18 protein-coding genes and 1 riboswitch are annotated in these 21,155 nt (G+C 72.3%); of the genes, 9 read left to right on the plus strand and 9 right to left on the minus strand.

All coding sequences use genetic code 11. The features are described from left to right. Window position 1: 1 nt before the first annotated feature. Window positions 2-3,094: an arabinosyltransferase domain-containing protein gene (locus IE317_RS15605; protein ID WP_191310611.1), complete on the plus strand. Its 3,093-nt coding sequence runs from the start codon at window positions 2-4 to the stop codon at window positions 3,092-3,094. A gap of 64 nt (window positions 3,095-3,158) precedes the next feature. On the opposite strand, the gene IE317_RS15610 is transcribed toward IE317_RS15605, so the two are convergent. Genes IE317_RS15610 through IE317_RS15625 form a run of 4 tightly spaced genes read right to left on the minus strand, consistent with a single transcriptional unit; the run spans window position 3,159 to window position 6,655 of the window. Then, window positions 3,159-4,646 carry a precorrin-2 C(20)-methyltransferase gene (locus IE317_RS15610; protein ID WP_191310613.1) on the minus strand — a complete coding sequence of 496 codons (1,488 nt, stop codon included), beginning with the start codon at window positions 4,644-4,646 and terminating at the stop codon, window positions 3,159-3,161. Then, complete coding sequence (locus tag IE317_RS15615; protein ID WP_191310615.1) at window positions 4,643-5,266, minus strand: precorrin-8X methylmutase; 624 nt, start codon at window positions 5,264-5,266, stop codon at window positions 4,643-4,645. The genes IE317_RS15610 and IE317_RS15615 overlap by 4 nt, the downstream gene beginning before the upstream one ends. Continuing rightward, window positions 5,263-6,336: a nitrite/sulfite reductase gene (locus IE317_RS15620; protein ID WP_191310617.1), complete on the minus strand. Its 1,074-nt coding sequence runs from the start codon at window positions 6,334-6,336 to the stop codon at window positions 5,263-5,265. Before IE317_RS15620 ends, IE317_RS15615 begins: the two co-directional genes overlap by 4 nt. Window positions 6,337-6,340: 4 nt before the next feature. Continuing rightward, entirely contained in the window at window positions 6,341-6,655 is a 315-nt protein-coding gene (locus tag IE317_RS15625; protein WP_191310619.1) for a DUF6191 domain-containing protein, read from the minus strand. Between the two features lie 109 nt (window positions 6,656-6,764). Here IE317_RS15625 and IE317_RS15630 point away from each other — a divergent pair, with 109 nt between their 5' ends. The 3 genes from IE317_RS15630 to IE317_RS15640 are packed head-to-tail and all read left to right on the plus strand — an operon-like array spanning window position 6,765 to window position 8,769. Continuing rightward, window positions 6,765-7,691 (plus strand): ABC transporter ATP-binding protein, encoded by a 927-nt coding sequence (locus IE317_RS15630; protein ID WP_191310621.1) that lies wholly within the window; start codon window positions 6,765-6,767, stop codon window positions 7,689-7,691. Next, on the plus strand, window positions 7,688-8,533 hold the full coding sequence (locus IE317_RS15635; RefSeq protein ID WP_191310624.1) for an ABC transporter permease: 846 nt from the start codon (window positions 7,688-7,690) through the stop codon (window positions 8,531-8,533). The genes IE317_RS15630 and IE317_RS15635 overlap by 4 nt, the downstream gene beginning before the upstream one ends. A gap of 2 nt (window positions 8,534-8,535) precedes the next feature. Beyond that, on the plus strand, window positions 8,536-8,769 hold the full coding sequence (locus tag IE317_RS15640) for a helix-turn-helix transcriptional regulator (protein WP_043784651.1): 234 nt from the start codon (window positions 8,536-8,538) through the stop codon (window positions 8,767-8,769). Here IE317_RS15640 and IE317_RS15645 read toward each other — a convergent pair. Next, entirely contained in the window at window positions 8,766-9,488 is a 723-nt protein-coding gene (locus tag IE317_RS15645) for a hypothetical protein (protein ID WP_191310625.1), read from the minus strand. The two genes, IE317_RS15640 and IE317_RS15645, sit on opposite strands and share 4 nt — an antisense overlap. 41 nt (window positions 9,489-9,529) lie before the next feature. Beyond that, a riboswitch (cobalamin riboswitch) is annotated at window positions 9,530-9,668 on the plus strand. A gap of 27 nt (window positions 9,669-9,695) precedes the next feature. Here IE317_RS15645 and cobN point away from each other — a divergent pair. The 3 genes from cobN (at window position 9,696) to IE317_RS15660 (ending at window position 15,198) form a co-directional block, all read left to right on the plus strand. Next, complete coding sequence (gene cobN / locus IE317_RS15650; RefSeq protein ID WP_191310629.1) at window positions 9,696-13,262, plus strand: cobaltochelatase subunit CobN; 3,567 nt, start codon at window positions 9,696-9,698, stop codon at window positions 13,260-13,262. A 64-nt stretch (window positions 13,263-13,326) separates the two neighbouring features. Continuing rightward, complete coding sequence (locus IE317_RS15655; RefSeq protein ID WP_191310632.1) at window positions 13,327-13,752, plus strand: hypothetical protein; 426 nt, start codon at window positions 13,327-13,329, stop codon at window positions 13,750-13,752. Between the two features lie 240 nt (window positions 13,753-13,992). Further along, the gene (locus IE317_RS15660) at window positions 13,993-15,198 is read left to right on the plus strand and encodes a chitinase (RefSeq protein ID WP_191310633.1); all 1,206 of its coding nucleotides are present in this window, start codon (window positions 13,993-13,995) and stop codon (window positions 15,196-15,198) included. A gap of 13 nt (window positions 15,199-15,211) precedes the next feature. Here the strand turns inward: IE317_RS15660 and IE317_RS15665 are convergent, their stop codons facing one another. Further along, the gene (locus tag IE317_RS15665) at window positions 15,212-16,303 is read right to left on the minus strand and encodes a dihydrofolate reductase family protein (RefSeq protein ID WP_191310635.1); all 1,092 of its coding nucleotides are present in this window, start codon (window positions 16,301-16,303) and stop codon (window positions 15,212-15,214) included. An 88-nt stretch (window positions 16,304-16,391) separates the two neighbouring features. On the opposite strand from IE317_RS15665, the gene IE317_RS15670 reads away from it, so the two are divergent. Beyond that, window positions 16,392-16,643 (plus strand): hypothetical protein, encoded by a 252-nt coding sequence (locus tag IE317_RS15670; protein ID WP_191310637.1) that lies wholly within the window; start codon window positions 16,392-16,394, stop codon window positions 16,641-16,643. Window positions 16,644-16,656: 13 nt separating this feature from the next. On the opposite strand, the gene IE317_RS15675 is transcribed toward IE317_RS15670, so the two are convergent. From IE317_RS15675 to IE317_RS15685, 3 genes are all read right to left on the minus strand, one after another. Next, window positions 16,657-17,889 carry an aldehyde dehydrogenase family protein gene (locus tag IE317_RS15675; RefSeq protein WP_191310638.1) on the minus strand — a complete coding sequence of 411 codons (1,233 nt, stop codon included), beginning with the start codon at window positions 17,887-17,889 and terminating at the stop codon, window positions 16,657-16,659. Window positions 17,890-18,486: 597 nt separating this feature from the next. Next, window positions 18,487-19,260 carry a M50 family metallopeptidase gene (locus tag IE317_RS15680; RefSeq protein WP_191310641.1) on the minus strand — a complete coding sequence of 258 codons (774 nt, stop codon included), beginning with the start codon at window positions 19,258-19,260 and terminating at the stop codon, window positions 18,487-18,489. Window positions 19,261-19,527: 267 nt separating this feature from the next. Next, on the minus strand, window positions 19,528-20,433 hold the full coding sequence (locus tag IE317_RS15685) for a DNA-3-methyladenine glycosylase family protein (protein ID WP_191310643.1): 906 nt from the start codon (window positions 20,431-20,433) through the stop codon (window positions 19,528-19,530). 99 nt (window positions 20,434-20,532) lie between these two features. Here IE317_RS15685 and IE317_RS15690 point away from each other — a divergent pair, with 99 nt between their 5' ends. Further along, the gene (locus IE317_RS15690; RefSeq protein ID WP_229902722.1) at window positions 20,533-21,045 is read left to right on the plus strand and encodes a methyltransferase domain-containing protein; all 513 of its coding nucleotides are present in this window, start codon (window positions 20,533-20,535) and stop codon (window positions 21,043-21,045) included. Window positions 21,046-21,155: the final 110 nt, after the last annotated feature.

Consider the following 21,155-nt stretch of genomic DNA (forward strand, 5'->3'; position numbering starts at 1 on the left):
GATGCGTCTGATTGCCGTAGCGCTGGGGCTGCTCTCGGCCTTGTGCGCGCTGGCTTTCCCCTTCCTGCCGGTGGTGCAGGACACGGCGGAGGTCGTCTGGCCGACCGGCAGCGACACCCGCTCCGTCAACGCGCCCTTGACCGGGTACTGGGCCCAGGACCTGCGTGCCGAGCTGCCGTGCGCGGCCATCCGCTCGGTCGACGCCCGGACGAACGGTCCGGGCCTGCTGTTCGCCACCGTGCCGGACGGCCGCACCGACCCGAACGCGGGCAAGGGCGTCGGCCTGCAGCTGCGCATCGACAACGGCGTGCTGTTCGCCTCCAGCCAGGGCCAGCAGATCGCCCAGCAGCCGCTGCCCGCCGAAAAGTGCGACGTCGAGCTGGACGTCGACGCGACGCAAATGACGCTCGCCGTCGCCGGGACCCCGATCTTCCACGCCAACGGCGACGTCCGCCCGCGCCTGGTCGGCATCTACTCGTCGATCAACTCGAGCAAGGACCCGATCGCCGGCCTGCACGTTTCGGTCGTGCCGGACACGCGGTACCAGACGTCGCCGACCGCGCTGAAGATCGTCGTCGGCGTGCTCGCCGTGCTGTCGCTGATCGGCTGCATGATCGCGGTCTGGCGCCGCGACTCCGGCTTCGCGCGCCGCGCCCCGCGCTGGGCGCCGGTCGGCTGGTGGCGGCTGACCGCGCGGGACGCCACGGTGATCATCGCGCTCGGGGCGTGGGTCTTCATCGGGCCGGTGACCTCGGACGACGGCTATATCCTCACGATGGCCCGGGTCACCGAGGCGACCGGCTACCTGACGAACTACCACCGCTGGTTCGGCGTCGCCGAGGCGCCGTTCGGCTGGTTCTACCACGTGTACGAGCTGATGACGCACGTCAGCACGGTGCCGCCGTGGATCCGGCTGCCGTCGTTCCTGCTCGGCGTGCTCAGCTGGCTGCTGATCAGCCGCGAGGTGATGCCGCGCCTCGGCAGCCAGATCCGCACCAGCCGCCCGGCCAGCTGGGCCGCGGCGACGGTGTTCCTCATCTGGTGGATGCCCTACAACAACGGCGTCCGCCCGGAGCCGGTGGCCGCGCTCGGCTCGCTGCTGGCGATCTGCGCGGTCGAGCGCACGCTGGTGACGCGGCGGCTGCTGCCCCTGTGCCTGGGCCTGACCGCGGCCGGGTTCACCCTGGCCGCGACGCCGACCGGGCTGATCGCGGTGGCGCCGTTCCTGGTCGCCGCGCGGCCGCTGTTCAAGCTGATCCGCCAGCGCGCGAACGAAAGCGGCTGGCTGCCGGTGCTCGCGCCGGTCGCCGCCGCGGGTCTGCTCGTGCTGGTCGTCGTGTTCGCCGACCAGACGTTCGCGACCGTCCAGGAAGCGACCCGAATCCGCACCCAGGTCGGTCCGAACCTGTCGTGGTTCCAGGAGCTCGCCCGTTACCAGCTGCTGTTCGCCGACCTGCCGGACGGCTCGGCGCCGCGCCGGTTCCCGGTGCTGCTGGTCGTGCTGTGCACCGCCACCTGCCTGGTGGTGCTGCTGCGCCGCAGCCGGATCCCCGGCGCGGCCCTCGGCCCGGCGCGCCGCCTGATCGGCACCACCGCGCTGTTCTTCCTGCTCCTGGCCCTGACGCCGACGAAGTGGACGCACCACTTCGGCGCGTTCGCCGCGGTCGGCGCGTCGATGGCGGCGCTGGCCGCGCTCGCGACCAGCTCGACGGTCCTGCGGTCCCAGCGCAACCGCGCGGCTTTCCTCGCCGCGCTGCTGGTGGTCGGCGCGCTCGCCGCGACCGGGCCGAACACGTACTGGTTCGTCTCCCGCCTCGGCGTCCAGTGGACGAACGTGGCGCCGTCGGTCGGCGGCATCCCGCTGTCGACGATCCTGCTGGTCGCGGCGGCCGTCGCGGGGATCTACGCGTTCGTCGAGAACGTCCGCGCGCACCGGCCGGGCCTGCCGGTCCAGCCCCAGGAAGGCCGGCTGCGCGCGCTGCGGCTCGGGTCGCTGTCGCTGGTGGTGGTCTGCGGCCTGGTCGCGGCGGGCGAGTTCGTCACGATGGCGTGGGCGATCCACAACCAGTCCGGCAGCTACAGCCTCGGCGCGGCCAACGTCGGGCACCTGTTCGGCAAGAGCTGCAACCTCTCCGACCACGTGATGGTCGAGCGCGACGCGGCGACGAGCATCCTGCACCCCCAGGCCGAGCAGCGGACCGTTGCGGAGAAGCCCAAGGAGCCGGAATCCCCGCTGCCCAACCCGGACCAGGACAACGGCCGCGTCCAGACCGGCTTCCACACCCGCCCGGTCGACGACAAGGACCCCCTGGCCGAGCCGCCGCACGGGTTCACGCCGGACAAGGTGCCGATGTGGTCGAGCTTCCTCGACCCGGAGACCCGCGCCGGGCGGCTGCGCAGCGACTGGTACGCGCTGACGGAGAAGCCGTCGGACGGCCAGATCGTGGTGGCCACGGCGGGTGCGCCCCGCCGTCCGACCTCGGTGAGCCTCGACTACGGCGTCGACACGCCCGAGGGCGTCAAAATCCTGCGCAGCCAGTTCATGCTCCCGCCGGGCTCCGGCACGGGTGACTGGACCGACACGCGCATCAACCTGCGCGACCTCCCGCCGGAGACGAACGCGGTCCGCATCAACATCGTCGACAACGACCTGACCGAGGACGGCTGGATCGCGGCCTCGGCCCCGCGCGTCCCGACGTTCACGACGTTGACGGACCGCATCGGCTCGAAGCCGGTGTACGTGGACTGGCCGGCGTCGTTCGTGTACCCGTGCGTCCAGCCGGTGACGTCACACGACGGGATCTCGCAGGTCCCGGACTACCGCATCACGGCGGGCGGCCTGGCCGACGAGGCCCAGTGGGCGTCTTCGACGAACGGCGGGCCGATCGGCTGGCTGGAGGAGCTGGCCGAGGAGCCCGAGGTGCCGAGCTACCTGATCGGCCAGCCGAGCCAGTCGTGGGGGCAGCTGCTGCAGATCGAGCCGTTCACCGAGGGCATCGCGCCGACGATCGTCCACGGCGAGAAGACGGTGCCGGGCTGGTGGTCGCCGGGTCCGGGGCCGCGGCAACCGAACGGCAAGGACCCGACACGCTGACCCCTCGTGAGTGAGAAACAGTGTTAGAACACTGTTTCTCACTCACGACCGGGCCGCGGCAGACCTAGTAACTGCGGGGCGTCCAGACGATGCCGTTCTCGGACCGGGTGCGGGACGAGCCCACGATCAGCAGGCAGCGCATGTCCACTGTGGATGGATCCAGCTCGCCCAGGGTCGTGACGCGGATGTCCTCCTCCGGGCCGCCGACGTCCCGGGCCACCACGACCGGCGTAGAAGCAGCGCGGTGACGCAGCAACACGGCCCGAGCATCCGCGAGCTGGGTCGTCCGGGACCGGGACGCCGGGTTGTACAACGCCAGCACCAGGTCCGCCGCGCCCGCCGCGTCGAGGCGCTTCTCGATGATCTCCCACGGCTTCAGCCGGTCGGACAGGGAGAGCACGCAGTAGTCGTGGCCCAGCGGTGCTCCCACCCGGGACGCCGCCGCCTGGGCCGCCGTCACGCCCGGGACGATCCGGACCCGGACGCCCGTGCCGTGCCCGAGGGACACCTGCTCCAGCACCGCCGACGCCATCGCGAACACCCCCGGGTCGCCCGAGGACACCACCGCGACCCGGGCACCGGAAGCGGCCAGGTCCAGGGCCTCGCGCGCCCGGTCCGCCTCCACCCGGTTGCCCGACGCGTGCCGCTGCTGGCCCGCCTTCTGCGGCACTCGCGCCACATACGGGCCGTACCCGACGATGTGCTCCACCGCCGAGAGCTCCGCCGCCGCCTCGGGGGTCAGCCACTCCGGACCGGCCGGTCCCAGACCCACGACCACGACTTCGCCGCCCGAAGAAGGCGAAGGAACCGGAGCCGCAGGAGAAACCCGGGACGCATAAGCCGGCGAAGGCAGCAGCGCCAGCGAGAAGTACGGGACCGTCGAAGGATCCACCGAAGCGAGGGGCTCGATCCGCTGCTGCCCCCACGTGGCCCGCTCGACGTACACCGCGTCGTCCAGCTTCCCGGCCTCGGCGAACGCCTCCCGCACCGACGAGAACGTCCGGCCCAGCTTCAGGACCGCGGCCGCGTCCGTATCCGCCAGCCTGCGCGCCAGTTCCGGGGCCGGGAGCGTGCCCGGGAGCACCGTCAGGACTTCGTCGCGCTGCACCAGCGGGCGGCCGAACACCGACGCCGCCGCGCTCACCGACGTCACGCCCGGGACGACCACCGCTTCGAACCGGCCGGAAAGCCGTTCGTGCATGTACATGTACGAGCCGTAGAAGAACGGGTCGCCTTCGCAGAGCAGGACCACGTCCCGCCCGGCGTCCAAGTGCTCGGCCAGCCGCTTCGCGCTCAGCTCGTAGAAGTCGGCGATCGCGCCCTCGTAGCCGCCCGGGTGGTCGGTCGTCTCCGTCGTGACCGGGTAGACGAGCTTCTCCTCGATCTGCCCCTCACGCAGGTACGGCTCGGCCACCGACCGCGCGATGCTCCGGCCGTGCCGCGCGCAGTGGTAGGCGATCACCGACGCTTCCGAAATCAGGCGCGCCGCCTTGACCGTCATCAGTTCCGGGTCGCCGGGGCCGAGCCCGACGCCGTACAGCGTGCCGGTCATTCTTCGGCGCTCGCGAGTGCGTTGATCGCGGCGACGGCCATCGCGCTGCCGCCGCGCCGGCCGTGCACCACCAGGTACGGGGCCGGGGCGCGCTTGGCGAGTTCCACCTTGGACTCCACCGCGCCGACGAAGCCGACCGGGACACCGACGATCGCCGCCGGCGCGCCGACGCCTTCGTCGAGGATCTCCAGCAGGCGGAACAACGCCGTCGGCGCGTTGCCGATCGCCACCACCGAGCCGGGCAGCTTGTCGCGCCACAGCTCCAGTGCCGCGGCCGAGCGCGTGGTGCCCATGCGTTCCGCGAGCCCGGGCACCGACGGGTCGGACAGCGTGCAGACGACCTCGTTGTTCGCGGGCAGGCGACGGCGGGTGACGCCGCTGGCGATCATCTGCGCGTCGCACAGGATCGGCGCGCCGGCTTCCAGCGCCGCGCGACCGGACTCGACGACGTCGAGCGTGTAGCGCAGGTCGTCGACCAGATCGACCATGCCGCAGGCGTGGATCATCCGGACCGCCAGCCCGGCCACGTCGTCGGGCAGGATCGCCAGGTCCGCCTCCTCGCGGATCGTGGCGAACGAGTGCCGGTAGATCTCGGCACCGTCCCGCAGGTAGTCGATCACAGGTTCCCTTCCATCTCGTCGAGCGGCACCCAACGGCCGTCGATGCGGTAGCCCCCCGCTTCGGCGACAACGTCCACATGGGACTGCGACGGCTTCCCGCACCGCCGTTCGCAGCCCGAGAAGTGCGCGCGCAGGCCGGGCCGGAACACCGCGTCGGCCCGGACGTCGGCGCGCGCCTTCGCGCAGCCCGGACGGCCGATGCACGCGGTGGTCCCCAGTGCCTCGCCGCCGAACCCCAGCCGCGCGAAGACGTCGGCGGGCACGTCGGGCAGCACCACGGATTTCCACGGCGTGACCAGCGCCGTCCCGAACTCGGCCAGCGCACGCGCCTGCGCCGCGGACAGCCGGCCGAAGCGCGGCACGACTCCGGCCGCGAAGCCGCCGTCCCGGGAAATCAGCCCGGCCGGAACCTCGACGCCGGTCCGTGGCACCGGCGTCCCGCGCCAGGCCGGGTCGTCGAGTTCGGCGACGCGCCAGGCGGCCCCGCGCACCCGGCCGAACTCCAGCGCGACCTCGACCAGTGCCGAGACGGCGTCGGCGCGTGCCACCCGCCGTCCCGTGTCGCCGCCCGCGAGCAGCAGCGTGCCCTCGGACGGACTCACCGCGAGCCAGCAGACGTCAGCACCTTCGGCGGCGACGTCGCCGCGGCCGTCGTCGAAGGCGAAGAGGAACCGGCCGGGCAGCGACGCCAGTTCCGGCGTCGCACACAGCACGCGATCCAGCGAAGCCGCCAGACCGCGGACGTCGGCGAGGCCGCCGCGCACCCCGCTCAACGGCGACGCGAGCACGTTCCGGACCCGCTCGTGCGACGGCGAGGGCAGCAGGCCCGCGTCGGTCAGCCGGGCCGCGAGGCCGGGCCGCGTGACGCCGCGAAGCTGGACGTTGCCCCGCGAAGTGAGGTGGAGGTCGCCGTCGCCGCACGCCTCGGCCGCGTCGGCCAGCGCGCGCAGCTGCACTGCGGAAATCGTGCCGCCCGGCAGCCGGACCCGGGCCAACGGCCCGTCGGCGGCGTCGTGGGGTGCGAAAACACCGGGGCACGCGTCGGCTCGCACACGTGCTGGGGTCGGCATGGCCTCACTGTAGCTGGCGGTTTTCCGGCTCCGGCGGGTCCGGACGCGGCCGGATCCGGGCCGTTCCGGCCTCCAGGTCCACGTCATGCCAGGGTGGTGCGCCTTCGGCGTCCTGCTCGACGAGCATCGACATCGTTTCCCGGTGTTCCAGCTCACGCCGCTTGGTCCCGTAGAGGAACGCGGTCGTCTCTTCGATGTAGGTGGCGGACAGCCGCGCCTTGAAGCGCGAGCCGTCCTTGCGCGGGCGCAGTTCGATCGCCGCCATGACCAGCAGGATCACGACGCCGCCCGGAAGGGCCAGCCCCAGCCAAGTTCCCATGCCCGGCGAACCGGGTGACCGCCGGTCAAGTTCCCGGGGCCGTAGAACTCTGATCAAATATAGTAGGTGTGCTACATTCGATCGCATCAGTCAGATGGGGGTGATCGCGATGAGAGACCCAGCCGATCCCGTGGTCCGCGTGCGCGGGCTGCGGATGCGGTACGCCGCGATCGACGTGCTCCACGGCGTCGACTTCGAGGCGTATCGGGGCGAGGTCGTCGGCCTGCTCGGGCCCAACGGCGCGGGCAAGACGACGACGATCGAGATCCTCGAGGGCTTCCGCATGCGGTCGGCCGGCGAGGTGAGCGTGCTGGGCGTCGACCCCGCCCAGGGCGGCGAGGACTGGCGGGCGCGGCTGGGGGTCGTGCTCCAGTCCTGGCGTGACCACGGGAAGTGGCGCGTCCGCGAGCTGCTCGCGCACCTCGGCCGGTACTACGCGCCGTACTCGACGGCGTCGCACCCGCGGCCGTGGGACGCCGACGAGCTGATCGCGACGGTCGGGCTCACCGAGCACGCGGGCAAGAAGCTCAAGCAGCTCTCCGGCGGCCAGCGGCGGCGGCTCGACGTCGCCATCGGCATCGTCGGGCGCCCCGAGCTGCTGTTCCTCGACGAGCCGACCGCCGGCTTCGACCCCGAGGCCCGGCGCGAGTTCCACGACCTGGTGCACCGGCTGTCCGACGAGCTCGACACGACGATCCTGCTCACCACGCACGACCTCGACGAGGCCGAGAAGCTGGCCGACCGGATCCTCATCCTCAACGGCGGCCGGATCGTCGCCGACGGCTCGGCCGACCAGCTCAGCCGCCAGATTTCCGGGGAGGCCGAGGTCCGCTGGAGCGTCGGCGGCCAGCGCTTCGTGCACTCGACGACCGAAGCGACGAAGTACGTGTACGACCTGTTCAAGCAGCACGGCGAGGCCGTCGCGGACCTCGAGGTCCGCCGGGCGTCGCTGGAGGACACCTACATGACGCTGGTCCACCGCGCCGAGACCGGCGGCGAGACGGAGCTCGGCCTCCAGGAAGCGGGTGCGCGATGAACGCCGTCGCCGTGCGGGCCGGGGTGGCCCGCGGCTGGATCGAGTTCAAGCAGACGTGGACCAACCTCGACGACGTGATCGGGCAGGTCGTCTTCGTCCTCCTCTTCCTCGGTACGTTGTTCTTCATGCGCAACGCCACGCTGCCCGGCACGTCGTTCTCGCTCGGCGCGGCGACCGTGCCCGGCGTGCTCGGCGCCGGCATCGTGTTCAACGGCCTGACCGGCGCGGCGGGCTACCTGGCCGTCGACCGCGAGGACGGCACGCTCCTGCGGGCGAAGGCGACCCCGAACGGGATGCTCGGCTACCTCATCGGGAAGACGACCGCGCTGACGCTCGCCCAGCTCACGTCCATCGCCGCGGTCCTGGTCCCGTGCCTGTTCGCCTTCTCCGCGCTGGCGCCCGACGGCGGCTGGTCGTACCTGCACCTGCTCGGCGTGCTGCTGCTCGGCATGGCCGCGACGATGCCGATCGGCGCGGCATTGGGGTCGCTGACCAACAGCGCCCGGTCGATCGGGCTGATCACCCTGCCGGTGATGGGCATGGGCGCGATCTCGGGGATCTTCTACCCGATCACGGCGCTGCCGGGGTGGGTGCAGGACATCGCGCAGGTGTTCCCGATGTACTGGCTCGGCCTCGGGATGCGCTCGGCCCTGCTGCCGGACGGCGCGGTCGTCGTCGAGATCGGCCAGTCCTGGCGTCCGGTGGCGACCGTGGCGGTGTTGCTCGCGTGGACGGTGCTCGGCTTCGCGCTGGCCCCGGTCCTGCTCCGCCGCATGGCCCGGCGCGAAGCGGGCTCGTCGGTGGCCGAACGACGGCAGAAGGCCATGCAGCGTGTGGGGTAACGATGAGTGAGGTCGTCTACAACCGGATCGCGATGCTGCGCGCGGAACGGTCGATCTCGCGGCGGCAGCTGGCCGAAGCCCTCGGGGTGCACTACCAGACGATCGGCTACCTGGAGCGCGGCGAGTACAGCCCTTCGCTGTACCTGGCGCTGCGGATCGCGGAGTTCTTCGAGGTGTCCGTGGAAGTGCTGTTCTCGACGAAGCCCTTCCCCCGCCTGGGTGAGCGGTCCGCCTAGGGTTTGCGCAGGTCGGCGTCGGCGAGCGCGCGGACGACGTCGTCGCGGCGGGTCTCGCGGGTCGTCCGGCTGAGCTCGACGTGCAGGAACGTGCCGGCCGCGGCCCGGCTCTGGACGTTCGTCGTCCCGGCCAGGCCGCGGCAGGGCTCGGCCCAGGCCCGGCGGACGCGGAACCCGGCGGCTTCCAGGCGATCGGCGGCCCGGCGGGCCGCATCGCCGGCTTCCGCGGCCCCGGCCGAGACGACGACGTCGGCCGCGGGCATCGTGCGGTCGTTGAAGCCGTGCAGCTGGACCTGGGGCAGGCCGCGGCGGGCGAGCAGCGTGGTGAGTTCGTGGAAGACGGTCCGCGTGTCGTGGGCGGGGTCCTCCCGGCGCCGGTGCGCCCCGGCCACCGCGAGGACGGCGCCGGGCACCTGCCGGAAGAGGGCCAGGCCGATCAGGTCGGTCCGCAGGTCGGACGAGGCATGCGGCACCTCGACGACCAGGGACGGCGGCGCGGACCGGTCGATCGCGTAGAGGCCCCACGCCCGTTCGGTGCCGGGCTCCTGCACGACGACGTCGTCGGTCACGGAGAAGCCCAGGTCGGCCAGGTGGTGGGGGCGGCCGTCGAGGAGGGCGGCGAAGCCGGTTGCTGCCGTTTCGAGTTCGGCCGCCGTGGGGTGGCGGTACGGCTGGCGGGTCGACTGCGCGGCCGTGAAGCTCCGGAGAAGGGATTCCAAGCCGTCAGGTTACCCGGGGCAACGTCACCTTGACGCGCCTCGACCGGCACCGGAGAGTGGGTGCGATACCCACGCGTCGGCAGGTGGAGGAACCCGGTGAGAGTCCGGGGCGGTCCCGCCACTGTCATCGGAGAGTGATCTTCGAGAGCCAGGAACTCCGGCCGGCGCGCCCGTCTACCCGGGGCGCGGACCCCGAGGAGGAACCTCGTGATCCTGCTTCTGTCCACTTCGGACACCGACCTGCTCAGCGCCCGCTCGGCCGACCGCGAGTACCGGCTCGGCAACCCCGCCCGGCTCGACGTCGCCGAGCTGCCGGAGCTGCTGGAAGGCGTGAAGATCGTCGTCGCGCGGATCCTGGGCACGCCGCGGAGCTGGGCCGACGGCCTGGACGCGCTGCGGGCGTCGGGCGCGCACGTCGTCGTCCTGGGCGGGGAGCAGACGCCGGACGCCGAGCTGATGAAGCTCTCGACCGTCCCGGCCGGCATCGCCGCCGAGGCCCACGCCTACCTCGCGCAGGGCGGCCCGGACAACCTCACCCAACTGCACCGGTTCCTCTCCGACACGCTGCTGCTCACCGGCGACGGCTTCGAACCGCCCGCGCAGCAACCCGCGTGGGGTATCCTCGAGCGGCCCGTCACCGGCAATGACGGCCCGGTCATCGGCATCCTGTACTACCGCGCGCACCACCTGTCCGGCAACACGGCGTTCGTGCACGCCCTCGCCGACGAGATCGAAGCCGCGGGCGGGCGCGCGCTACCGATCTTCTGCGCCTCGCTGCGGACGCGCGAGCCGGAGATGATGGCCGAGCTGGCGTCCGTGGACGCGCTGCTGGTCACGGTGCTGGCGGCGGGCGGGACGCGGCCGTCCGAGGTGGGCGCGGGCGGGGACGACGAGGCGTGGGACGTCGCCGAGATGGCCGCCCTCGACGTCCCGATCCTGCAGGCGCTGTGCCTGACCAGCGACCGCGAGACGTGGGCGGCCAACGACGACGGCCTCTCCCCGCTCGACGCCGGGAACCAGATGGCGGTGCCGGAGTTCGACGGGCGCCTGATCACGGTGCCGTTCTCGTTCAAGGAGCTCGACGAAGACGGCCTCCCCCGGTACGTACCGGACGCCGAACGCGCGTCCCGCGTCGCCCGCATCGCGCTCGCGCACGCGCGGTTGCGGCACACGCCGACGTCGGAGCGGCGCATCGCGCTGATGCTGTCCGCGTACCCGACGAAGCACTCTCGCGTCGGCAACGCGGTCGGGCTGGACACGCCCGCGTCGGCGATCGAGCTGCTGCGGCGGATGCGTGATGTCGGCTACGACCTGGGGCCGGACGCGTTCCCGGGGGTCGACCCGACCGGCACCGACCAGCCCGACGGGGACGCGCTGATCCACGCGCTGATCGCCGCCGGCGGCCAGGATCCGGAGTGGCTGACCGAGGAGCAGCTCGCCGGCAACCCGATCCGCGTCCCGGCCGACCGCTACCGCTCGTGGTTCGAGGCGCTGCCTGCCGAGCTGCGCGAAGGCGTCGAGGAGCACTGGGGGCCGGCGCCGGGCGAGCTGTACGTCGACAACGGCGACATCGTGCTGGCGTCCCTGCAGAGCGGCAACGTGATCATCATGATCCAGCCGCCGCGCGGGTTCGGCGAGAACCCGGTCGCGATCTACCACAACCCGGACCTGCCGCCGAGCCACCACTACCTGGCCGCGTACCGGTGGCTGGAAGAGGAGTTCGGCGCGCACGCCGTCGTCCACCTGGGCAAACACGGGTCCCTGGAGTGGCTGCCGGGCAAGACCGCGGGGCTCTCGGCCTCCTGCGCACCGGACGCCGTGCTCGGGAACCTGCCGCTGATCTACCCGTTCCTGATCAACGACCCCGGCGAGGGCGCGCAGGCCAAGCGGCGGGCGCACGCGACGATCGTCGACCACCTGATCCCGCCGATGGCGCGTGCGGAGTCCTACGGCGACATGGCGCGGCTGGAGCAGCTGCTCGACGAGCACGCCAACATCGCGGCGATGGACCCGGCGAAGCTGCCCGCCGTCCGCCAGCAGATCTGGACGCTGATCCAGGCGGCGAAGCTGGACCACGACCTCGGCGTCGAGGAACGCCCGCACGACGCGGAGTTCGACGACTTCCTGCTGCACATCGACGGCTGGCTGTGCGAGGTCAAGGACGCGCAGATCCGCGACGGGCTGCACGTCCTGGGCGCGGCGCCGACCGGCGAGGCCCGCGTCAACCTGGTGCTGGCGATGCTGCGCGCGTCCCAGATGTGGGGCGGCAAGCAGGGCGCGGTGCCGGGCCTGCGGTCGGCGCTGGGCCTGAAGGAAGACGCCCCGATGTCCGAAGTGGACGCCGTGGAGAAGACGGCCCGCGAGCTCGTCCAGACGATGGAGATGCGGGGCTGGGACCCGACCGCGGTCGCGTCGGTCGCCCCGGACGCGCAGGTGGCGAAGGTGCTTTCGTTCGCGGCCGAGGAGATCGTGCCCCGGCTGGCCGGGACCACCGCCGAGCTGGACTCGGTGCTGCACGCGCTGGACGGCGGGTACATCCCGGCGGGGCCGAGCGGATCGCCGCTGCGCGGGCTGATCAACGTGCTGCCGACCGGGCGGAACTTCTACACCGTCGATCCGAAGGCGATCCCGAGCCGGCTCGCCTGGGAAACCGGGCAGGCCTTGGCGGACTCGCTTTTGAAGCGCTACCGCGAGGACACCGGCGACTGGCCGCGTTCCGTGGGGCTGTCGGTGTGGGGAACGTCGGCGATGCGGACGTCCGGCGACGACGCGGCCGAAGTCCTCGCGCTGCTGGGCGTCCAGCCAGTGTGGGACGAAGCTTCCCGGCGCGTCACGGGCATCGAGGCGATCCCGCTGGCCGAGCTGGGGCGGCCCCGGATCGACGTCACGGTCCGGATCAGCGGGTTCTTCCGCGACGCGTTCCCGCACGTGATCACGCTCCTCGACGACGCCGTGCGGCTGGTGGCGGCACTCGACGAACCGGACTCGGAGAACTTCGTCCGGGCGCACGTGGCTTCCGACCTGGCCACCCACGGAGACGCCCGGCGTGCGACGACCCGGATCTTCGGGTCGAAGCCGGGGGCGTACGGCGCCGGTCTGCTGCCGCTGATGGACAGCGGGAACTGGCGCGACGACAAGGACCTCGCGGAGGTGTACGCGGTGTGGGGCGGCTTCGCGTACGGCCGCGACCTGGACGGCCGCCCCGCCCGCGAAGACATGGAGAGCTCGTACAAGCGGATCGTGGTGGCGGCGAAGAACACCGACACGCGCGAGCACGACATCGCGGACTCCGACGACTACTTCCAGTACCACGGCGGCATGATCGCGACGGTCCGCGCGCTGACGGGCGCGGCCCCGGCGTCCTACGTGGGCGACAGCACGTCGCCGGACGCCGTCCGCACGCGGACGCTGGGCGAGGAGACGGCCCGGGTCTTCCGCGCCCGGGTGGTCAACCCCCGGTGGCTCGCGGCGATGCGCCGGCACGGCTACAAGGGCGCGTTCGAGCTCGCGGCCACAGTGGACTACCTGTTCGGCTTCGACGCCACGGCCGGCGTGGTCGGCGACTGGATGTACGAGAAGCTGACCGAGTCGTACGTGCTCGACGAGGTGAACCAGGAGTTCCTGCGGCAGGCGAACCCGTGGGCGTTGCGCGGGATCGTGGAGCGGCTGAACGAGGCGGCGGACCGCGGGCTGTGGGCGGAACCGGACCCGGCGCTGCTGGAGAAGATGCGCGAGGTGTACCTGTCGCTGGAGGGCGACCTCGAATCGGAGTGACTGCAAGCGGATTGCAGGCCGCGGTGGCTACGCTTTGCCTTCCCCACCGAGGAAGGACGAAGACTTGAAGAAGGTTCTCGGCGTAGCTGCCGCGGCACTGGTCGCCGCGCTCTCGTTCGCTTCGCCGGCGTCGGCCGCCGACCACACGAAGCACATGCACACGGGCGACGCGTTCGGCGACGTGACCGGCTGGAGCGGCGAAGGCGTGTTCACCGAGGAAGGCGACCGCGTGCACATCTGCGACACCGACGCCGACGGCCGCGGTGTCGCCATCTACGTCTACAAGGGCACCCCGGCCAGTGGCGTGCAGCTGTACTGGATGCACGTCGGCGGCAACGGCAACTGCGTGACCAGGAGTGCGGCCGACGGCGGAGTCTACAACCTCCCCGAGACCCGCGTCGGCTTCAAGTTCTGCCGGTACTGGAAGGAAGCCGACGGGTACCACTCCGGCGAGTGCAAGGACTACGACTTCCTCAACGACAACAGCTGAGCCGGGGCCCGCGGGGGCGCCCCCCGGTTTCCACTCTACCCGGGGGCACCGACAGTTTTCGGGCCGTCGCGTGGGCGGCCGGGCACTTTCACCGGTTCCCGGCCGCCCGCCGAGACAAATATCGGATATTCCGGCGCTTTTCGCCCACGGATCCGGCTTTCCCGCCCTTGGTGTCTTGACTTCGTTAATGGTCTAGTCCAATGATCTGTCCACCTCGATCCCCCACCGGGAGGACAGCTCATGCGCAGGAGCAGACTGGCCGCCGTCGGGCTCGCCGCCGCCACTTTCGCCGCCACCGCCGTCAGCCTCGTGCTCGGCGCTTCGTCGGCGACCGCGGCGTTGAGCAACAACTGGTACGCCGCGGCGCCGTACCTGATGCCCCAGAGCAACAACCCGCCCGACCCGATCACCGTGATGAACGCGACCGGGCTCAAGGCCTTCCAGCTCGCGTTCATCCTCGCGCCGAACGGCGGCGGCTGCAGCCCCACCTGGGACGGCACGTCCGCCGTCTCCTCCGACACCGCGGTCGCGGGCGTCATCTCGCGGATCCGCGGCGCGGGCGGCGACGTTTCGGTGTCCGTCGGCGGGTACGGCGGCACCAAGCTCGGCCAGACGTGCGGCACGGTGGCCGCGACGGCCGCCGCGTACCAGCAGGTCATCACCAAGTACTCGCTCAAGGCGATCGACTTCGACCTCGAAGAGCCCGAGTACGAAAACACCGCCGCGATCGCGAACGAGCTCGGCGCCGCGAAGACGTTGCAGGCGAACAACCCCGGCCTGTTCGTGTCGGTGACCATGCCGGGCACCGCGGCCGGCACCGGCTGGTTCGGCACGCAGCTGATCGACCAGGCGAAGTCGATCGGGTTCACGCCGAACAACTTCTCGATCATGCCGTTCGACGGTGGCTTCAACGGCGGTTCGTCGCAGGTGTCGGCGCTGGAGGCGTTCCACGGCCTGCTGATGTCGCACCTGGGCTGGGACAGCGCGACCGCGTACGCGCACGAAGGCTTCTCCGGCATGAACGGCAAATCGGACGCGGCGGAGATGTTCTACACCGCGGACTTCCAGACGGTGTACGACTACGCGACCAGCCACGGCCTCGGCCGCTTCACGTTCTGGTCGGTCAACCGCGACCGCGCCTGCGTCGGCACGACGGACAACGGCGTCTGCAGCAACGTCCCGCAGAACGACTGGGACTTCACGAAGTTCAGCGTCCGGTTCGCCGGCGCGACGCCGCCGCAGACGACCCCGCCCGTGACGACCACCCCGACCACCCCCGGCGGCGGCTCGTGCACCGCGGCGGAGTGGGACCGGACGAAGGTCTACGTCAAGGACAACGTCGTCTCGCACAACAGCCACAAGTGGACGGCCAAGTGGTGGACGCAGGGCGAAGAGCCCGGCACCACCGGCGAGTGGGGCGTCTGGCAGGACAACGGCGCCTGCTGATTCTCTTCGGGTTTCAGAAGGCGAGGTGGGTGTTCTCGCGCTGGACCTCCGGGGTCAGCGCGGGAACCTCCACCACGTGCCGTCCGGCCTGCCGCAGCAGCTCGGTGCCCCGGGCGTCGACGAAGACGGGCGGCTCCCGCCAGGCGAACACGACGCGCGGGATCCCGGCGTCGAGGATGAGCTGGGTGCAGCTGCGCGGGTGGGAGCTGCGGTGACTGCACGGTTCCAGTGAGCTGTACATGGTCGCGCCGGCCAGCCGCGGGTCGCCCGCGCACTTGGCCAGCGCGGCTTCTTCGGCGTGGTTTCCCGGGTCGCCTTCGCCGGAATGCCCGGTGGCGACGACCTCGCCGTCGGCGTCGGTGATCACGGCGCCGACCCGGAAGGTGTGGCTGGGCGGGCACTCCGCGGCGAGCGCGATGGCTTCCTTGAGGCGCTGGACGTCCCGGCCGGTCGGTTCGCCGGCGGCGCGGTACTCGAGGATCGCCATTCCCTGCAGCTCGTTCGCGGCCGTCAGGGTCATCGGCCGTGGGTAGAGGCCCGGCCCGACGAACCGCGGCGCGTCCGGCTGCCCGACGAAGAACGGCGCGATCGCGAGCCGCAGTTCGTCGGCGAGACCTTCGGTGAGGAAGCGGGTGTGGATCCCGCCGCCGCCCTCGACCAACAGGTTCTCGATGCCGCGCGCGCCGAGGTCGTCGAGGATGCGCCCGAAGTCCGGCGGCTCCCCCGCGTCGACGACGGTGGCGACGTGCTTCAGCGCGTCCGCCGCACCGGGTGGCGCGTAGACGATCTTTTCGGTGTCCCCGACGGTGAAGAACTGCGCGTCCGGGTCGAGCCCGCGGGTGGTCACGGTGACCTTGACGGGTTGCTCGGGCTTCCCCTGGCTCAGCCGTTGTTGCCGCAGTTCGGGCGAGCGGACGAGCAGCCGCGGGTTGTCGGCCCGCACGGTTCCGGCCCCGACGAAGATCGCGTCGGCCTCGGCCCGCAACCGGTCGACCACGGCGAAGTCGTCCTCTGTGGACAGCACGAGCCGCTCGGGCGAGGTGTCGTCGAGGTAGCCGTCGAGCGACTGCGCGGCGGACAGCAGGACGTGCGGCCGGGAGATCACCCGGCCCAGTATGCCGTAACACGCGGGGCCGTCTCCGCGTCCTACGACGTATCCCCCTGTCGTGCGCATCCCCCCGGAGCTTTCGAACATGACCACGCGAGGCTGGTACCAGGAACGGACGCTCACCACGGTCGACACCGTCGGCCGGGAGGTGTCGGTGACGACCGGGCTCACCCGCGACCCCGAAGGCCGCCTGGTCGCGGCGATCGCGATCAGCGACGGACCGACCGCGATCTACCGCTATTCCGGCGACGCCGGCGAGCGCACGCAGCTCGTCACCAACGCCGCGGACACGGTGGCGGAGCTGCACAGGTTCGCCGGCGGCTCACCGGCGCGCTGACCTCGGCTTCGGTTCAGGCCGGCAGGACCGCGTACTGGCGGACGTAGAGGTCGGTGTAGGTGACCGGACCACGCGGGCCGGGGACCTTGTCGAGGTTGATGCCGGTTTCCGGGACGGCGAGCAGCTTGAAGCCGTCGAGGAGCCGGGTCGGGGCGTTCCAGAAGACGCCGGTGCCGGTGTAGCCGTCGAAGAAGGCGTCGGCGGCCGACTCGTCCTCGGTGGTGATGCCCGCGGCCAGGCCGGAGGTGCGCTCGTTCGCGATCTCGACGGCGTCGGACAGCGAGCCGACCTTGGCGACGGTGACGGTCGCTTCGCGGTCGGAGTCCAGCGCCCATTCGTAGCCGATGGGGTGCTCGTGCGGCGCCAGCGACGGCGTGACCCCGCGCTCGGCGAGCGCGTCCGAGATGGCGGGCCACGCGTCGTCGTGAATGTCTTCGTGGATGAGCAGCAGGTTCAGCCGGTTGCAGACGCCCAGCCGGTCGAGGCTGGCGTAGACGAGGTCGCGGGCCTTGGTGACATCCGCGCCGCGGTCGACGTACAGGACGCCGCCGCCATCGGCGTGGGCGAGGGTGCGCACGCCGTGGACGGCCGCCTCGGTGGCGAGGGCGCGGGTGCTGTCCCCGCTGCCGCGCAGGATGACCAGCGGAACGAGGCCGGGCAGCCGCACGAGCGCGGACGCGGCCTCGCGCTCCACGCGCGGCACGAGCTGGACGCAGTCGGCGTCGATGCCCGCCTCCGCGAGGGCCGGCGCGATGACGACCTCACGCAGCCGCTGGGCCGAGCCGAGCGCGGCCGAGCCGGTGCGCAGCACGCCGGCGTTGCGCGACTTGACCAGCTGGGAGGCCACGTCGACGGTGACGTTCGGCCGCGCCTCGTAGTTCGCGCCGATGACGCCGACCGGCCGCCGCCGTTCGACCAGCCGCAGTCCGCCGTCCAGCGTCGAGACGTCGACGGACCGTTCCTGGTGCGGCGCGCCGGCGAGCAGCCGCAGCTGCTCGGCCATGCCGGTGAGCCGTTCCGGGGTGATGGTGAGCCGGTCGAGCAGGCCGGCGCTCATCCCGTCGGCCTTGGCGCGCTCGACGTCGGCCTGGTTCGCTTCGAGGATCTCGTCACGGTGCGCGAGCAGCCGCTCGGCCATCCCGCTCAGCGCGGCATCGACGGCCTCGGCGCTCGCGGCAGCCAGCGACGGCGCGGCCGACTTGGCGGCCCGTGCGCACTCTTCGACGGCCTTGGCGACCTCGTCCATCGTTACGTCTCCCTCCGCGCGGACCACCAGTTTGCCGCATGCACGACGGTGACCGGCCACGGGCTCCACCGCCGGTCAGCCGGGCTCACCCGGGTGCGCCGGTGCGCGGGCGACCACGCACGCTGCCTGGGGTCGCGGTGGGCTGGCTCGGGCACCGCACGAACCTTGCGACCACGGCGCTCCCCACCACCGCGCCGCGGGCGGGGCCAGCAGCGGCACCCGCAGCCCGCAGCCGACAGCCGCAATGGTGATTCCGCCGCCGACCAGCGACCCCAGCGAGCGCCTGGACAGGAGACGACCCGCTTGGGTTCCCGCCCGGCGCGGCCACGACAACGATCCGCGCGGACCGCGAGTGGGCGCGAGCGGCGGCGTGAGGCGAGCAGCTCGGGCCGCCCGGACTGGCTGCGCGTGATGCGGGTCGAGGCCGTGGTCGGCTGCGGTGCGGCGGCCGGTCATGACCGGCCAGTGCCCACGGTCACGACCGGCCCGGCCCGGCAGCCAGGAGCCACGGCCGCGGCTGGTCGGGACTGGCGGCCAAGAACCGCGGCCACGACCCACGGTCAAGACCGGTCGGGACCGGTGGCCGCGGGCGTCGGGCTACTTGGCCACGGGCTCCAGGAGCCAGAGCGCGCCGGCGATGAGGCAGCTGATCGTGGCCACCGCGAAGACCAGGACCCACAGGATGGGCGGGACCGCCGTGAGGCGGCCCAGCTGGTCCGCGTCGGAGTCTCGGGCCTGGCCGCGGCGTCGCTTGGTCTGGAGCTCTGCCACCGGCCGCACGCCTCCGAACAGCAGGAACCACGTCACGAGGTAGCTGAACGGGGCCTGCAGCTCGACCGGGGCGACGAACGCGATCAGCGCGAGCACCGCCGCGCTGGCGACGACCGTGAACACCCCGTACGCGTTGCGCACCATCACCAGCACGCCGAGCAGCAGCAGCGCGATCAGGACCAGCACCGTGCCGACCAGGTCGGCGCCCAGCAGGCCGGCGAACAGCAGCCCGAGCACCGATGGCGCCAGGTACCCGGCCATCGCCGTGAACGCCATGCCCGGCCCCTCGGGCTTGCCGCGCGAGACGGTGACGCCCGAGGTGTCCGAGTGCAGCTTGATGCCCTGCAGGCGCCGTCCGACGAGCACCGCGGCCAGCGCGTGGCCGGCCTCGTGCACCATCGTCACGACGTTGCGCGCCCGCCGCCACGGCGTGCCGCCGACCAGGACCACCAGCAGCGCCACGCCGCCGGCGACCAGGGTGATCACCGCGGGGGCCTGGGCCTGCTCGAGGAGCGAGGGGTCGGGGGCGGCAGCCGCGTGGAAAGCTGACAGCGCGTCACCGGCGGGGCCGCCGAGCGCGAGGGGAACGGGCGAACTCACCCGGATACCTCACCACAGGCGATATCTGGCTACGGTGAGTCCCCACCGACCGCCGCTCCGCGGTCTCCGGTATCGGGTCGTAGCAGTCTCCTTTCGGTCAACGGCGTGCAAGACGCAACTGCACTGGCCGCCGCACCGACCCGAATCCGGGCTCGGGGTCGGGCTCGGGCTCCGGCTCGGGTGAGCAGCACACCAGGACCACCGTGCGGACAGCGCAACACACCGCCGCCACCGCCGCCTGGACGGCGCGACACGGCCCGGCTCAGGTCATCGCGACTCCCGCATCCGGGCCTCGCCCTCGACCCGGAACAGGAACGCCACCCAGCTCCGGAACGGCGCCCAGGCCTCCGCGATCTCCGCCAGCTCCGCGACTCCCGCGTCCGGGAGGTGGTACGCGTCGCGCATGATCTCGTGGAGGCGGGTTTCGCTGCGGGGGAAGACGTCCGGGTGGCCCGCGCCGCGGATCAGGATCAGTTCCGCGCTGAAGCGGCCGACGCCCGGCAGCAGCTGCAGCTCCTTCAGCGCCTCCTCGGCCGGCATCGCCCGCAGCCTGGCCGCGTCCAGCATGCCCTCGGCCGCCGCCTCGGCGATGGCTCGAAGGCGCGGCAGCTTCGGGCCCGGCAGGCCCGGCTGGTACTCCGCCTTCGCCAGCGCGGCCGGTGCCGGGAAGCACCTCAGCCTGCTCCCGCCCGCCTCGACCTCGGTGCCGTAGCGCTCGGTCAGGCGGCGGCGCAGCCGCACCGCCTGCGTCATCCAGATCCGGTGGCTCAGCACGGCCCAGCACGCCGCCTCGTACGGCGATGCGAACAGGACCGGCCGCAGGCCCGGGTGCAGTCCCTGCAGCAGCGAAACCACCGGATCACGGGCGCCTGCCTCCGGGAACGCCGCGCCGTCGACGTCCAGCGAGCACATCCGCCGCACCTGGCCCACCACGGCGTCGGTGTGCTCGGGCGGGCCGTGGACCTCGACCGTGACCTCGCCGGGCGATCTCTGCCGCAGCACCGCTCCCACCGGCGTCCATTCGCCGTCGAGCGCGAACGCCACTCGCAGTGCGGCTGGCTCGGAGTCCGGCTGCCCGGCGGGCGCGAAGCCGGTCAGGAAGCGGGCCGCCGCGGCCAGGTCGAACTCGCCGTGCACCGCGATCTCGCCACACGGGCGGGAAATCGTCGTCATCTCTCCTCCTCTGATCGGGATCTCGCCTGCGACGTTAGGAAGGGGCACCGACAATTCCGGGCGTCGAACGCCTGATCCCGGGTTTGTTCACTCGAACGAGTGACCCAGGACCTCGATCTGCTGGGCGCCGCGGACCAGGCGGGCCCGCCGACCGGGCTCACGCAGCGCCTCATGCGCACGACCCTGCTCCCGCAGGTCCACGAGCGGTACTGGCGCCCCGCCCTCGGCCGCGCGCTCAAAGGCCCGTCCGGCCCGAGCATGGCGGGCGAGGTCGGGCTCGCCGCGCAGCTCCTCCGGCTCGAACCCGGCCACACAGTGCTCGACGTCGCCTGCGGAACCGACCGGTGCACCCGGGCGTTCGGCGCGGCCGTCGGCCCGGGCGGGCTCGCGATCGGGCTCGACGACGCCCGCACCATGCTCGCCAAGGCCGTCGCCGAAGGCGGCCCGGACACCGTCGCCTACCTGCGCGCCGACGCCGTGCACCTCCCCCTGAAGACGTCCACAGTGGACGCCCTTTGCTGCTTCGCCGCGCTGCACATGTTCGCCGAGCCGGAGACCGCATTGGACTCCTTCGCGCGCGTGCTGAACCGGGCGGCCGGATCGCGCTGCTGACGAGCGCCCGCAGCGGCCGGCAACCCGCGCGCCTGATCGCGTCGGCCGGCGGGATCGTGAGTGGCCAAAAGATGTTCGACCGCGGGGAAATCACGGCGAGCCTGCGCGCC

Source organism: Amycolatopsis bullii (assembly GCF_014654205.1).
Lineage (GTDB): Bacteria > Actinomycetota > Actinomycetes > Mycobacteriales > Pseudonocardiaceae > Amycolatopsis > Amycolatopsis plumensis.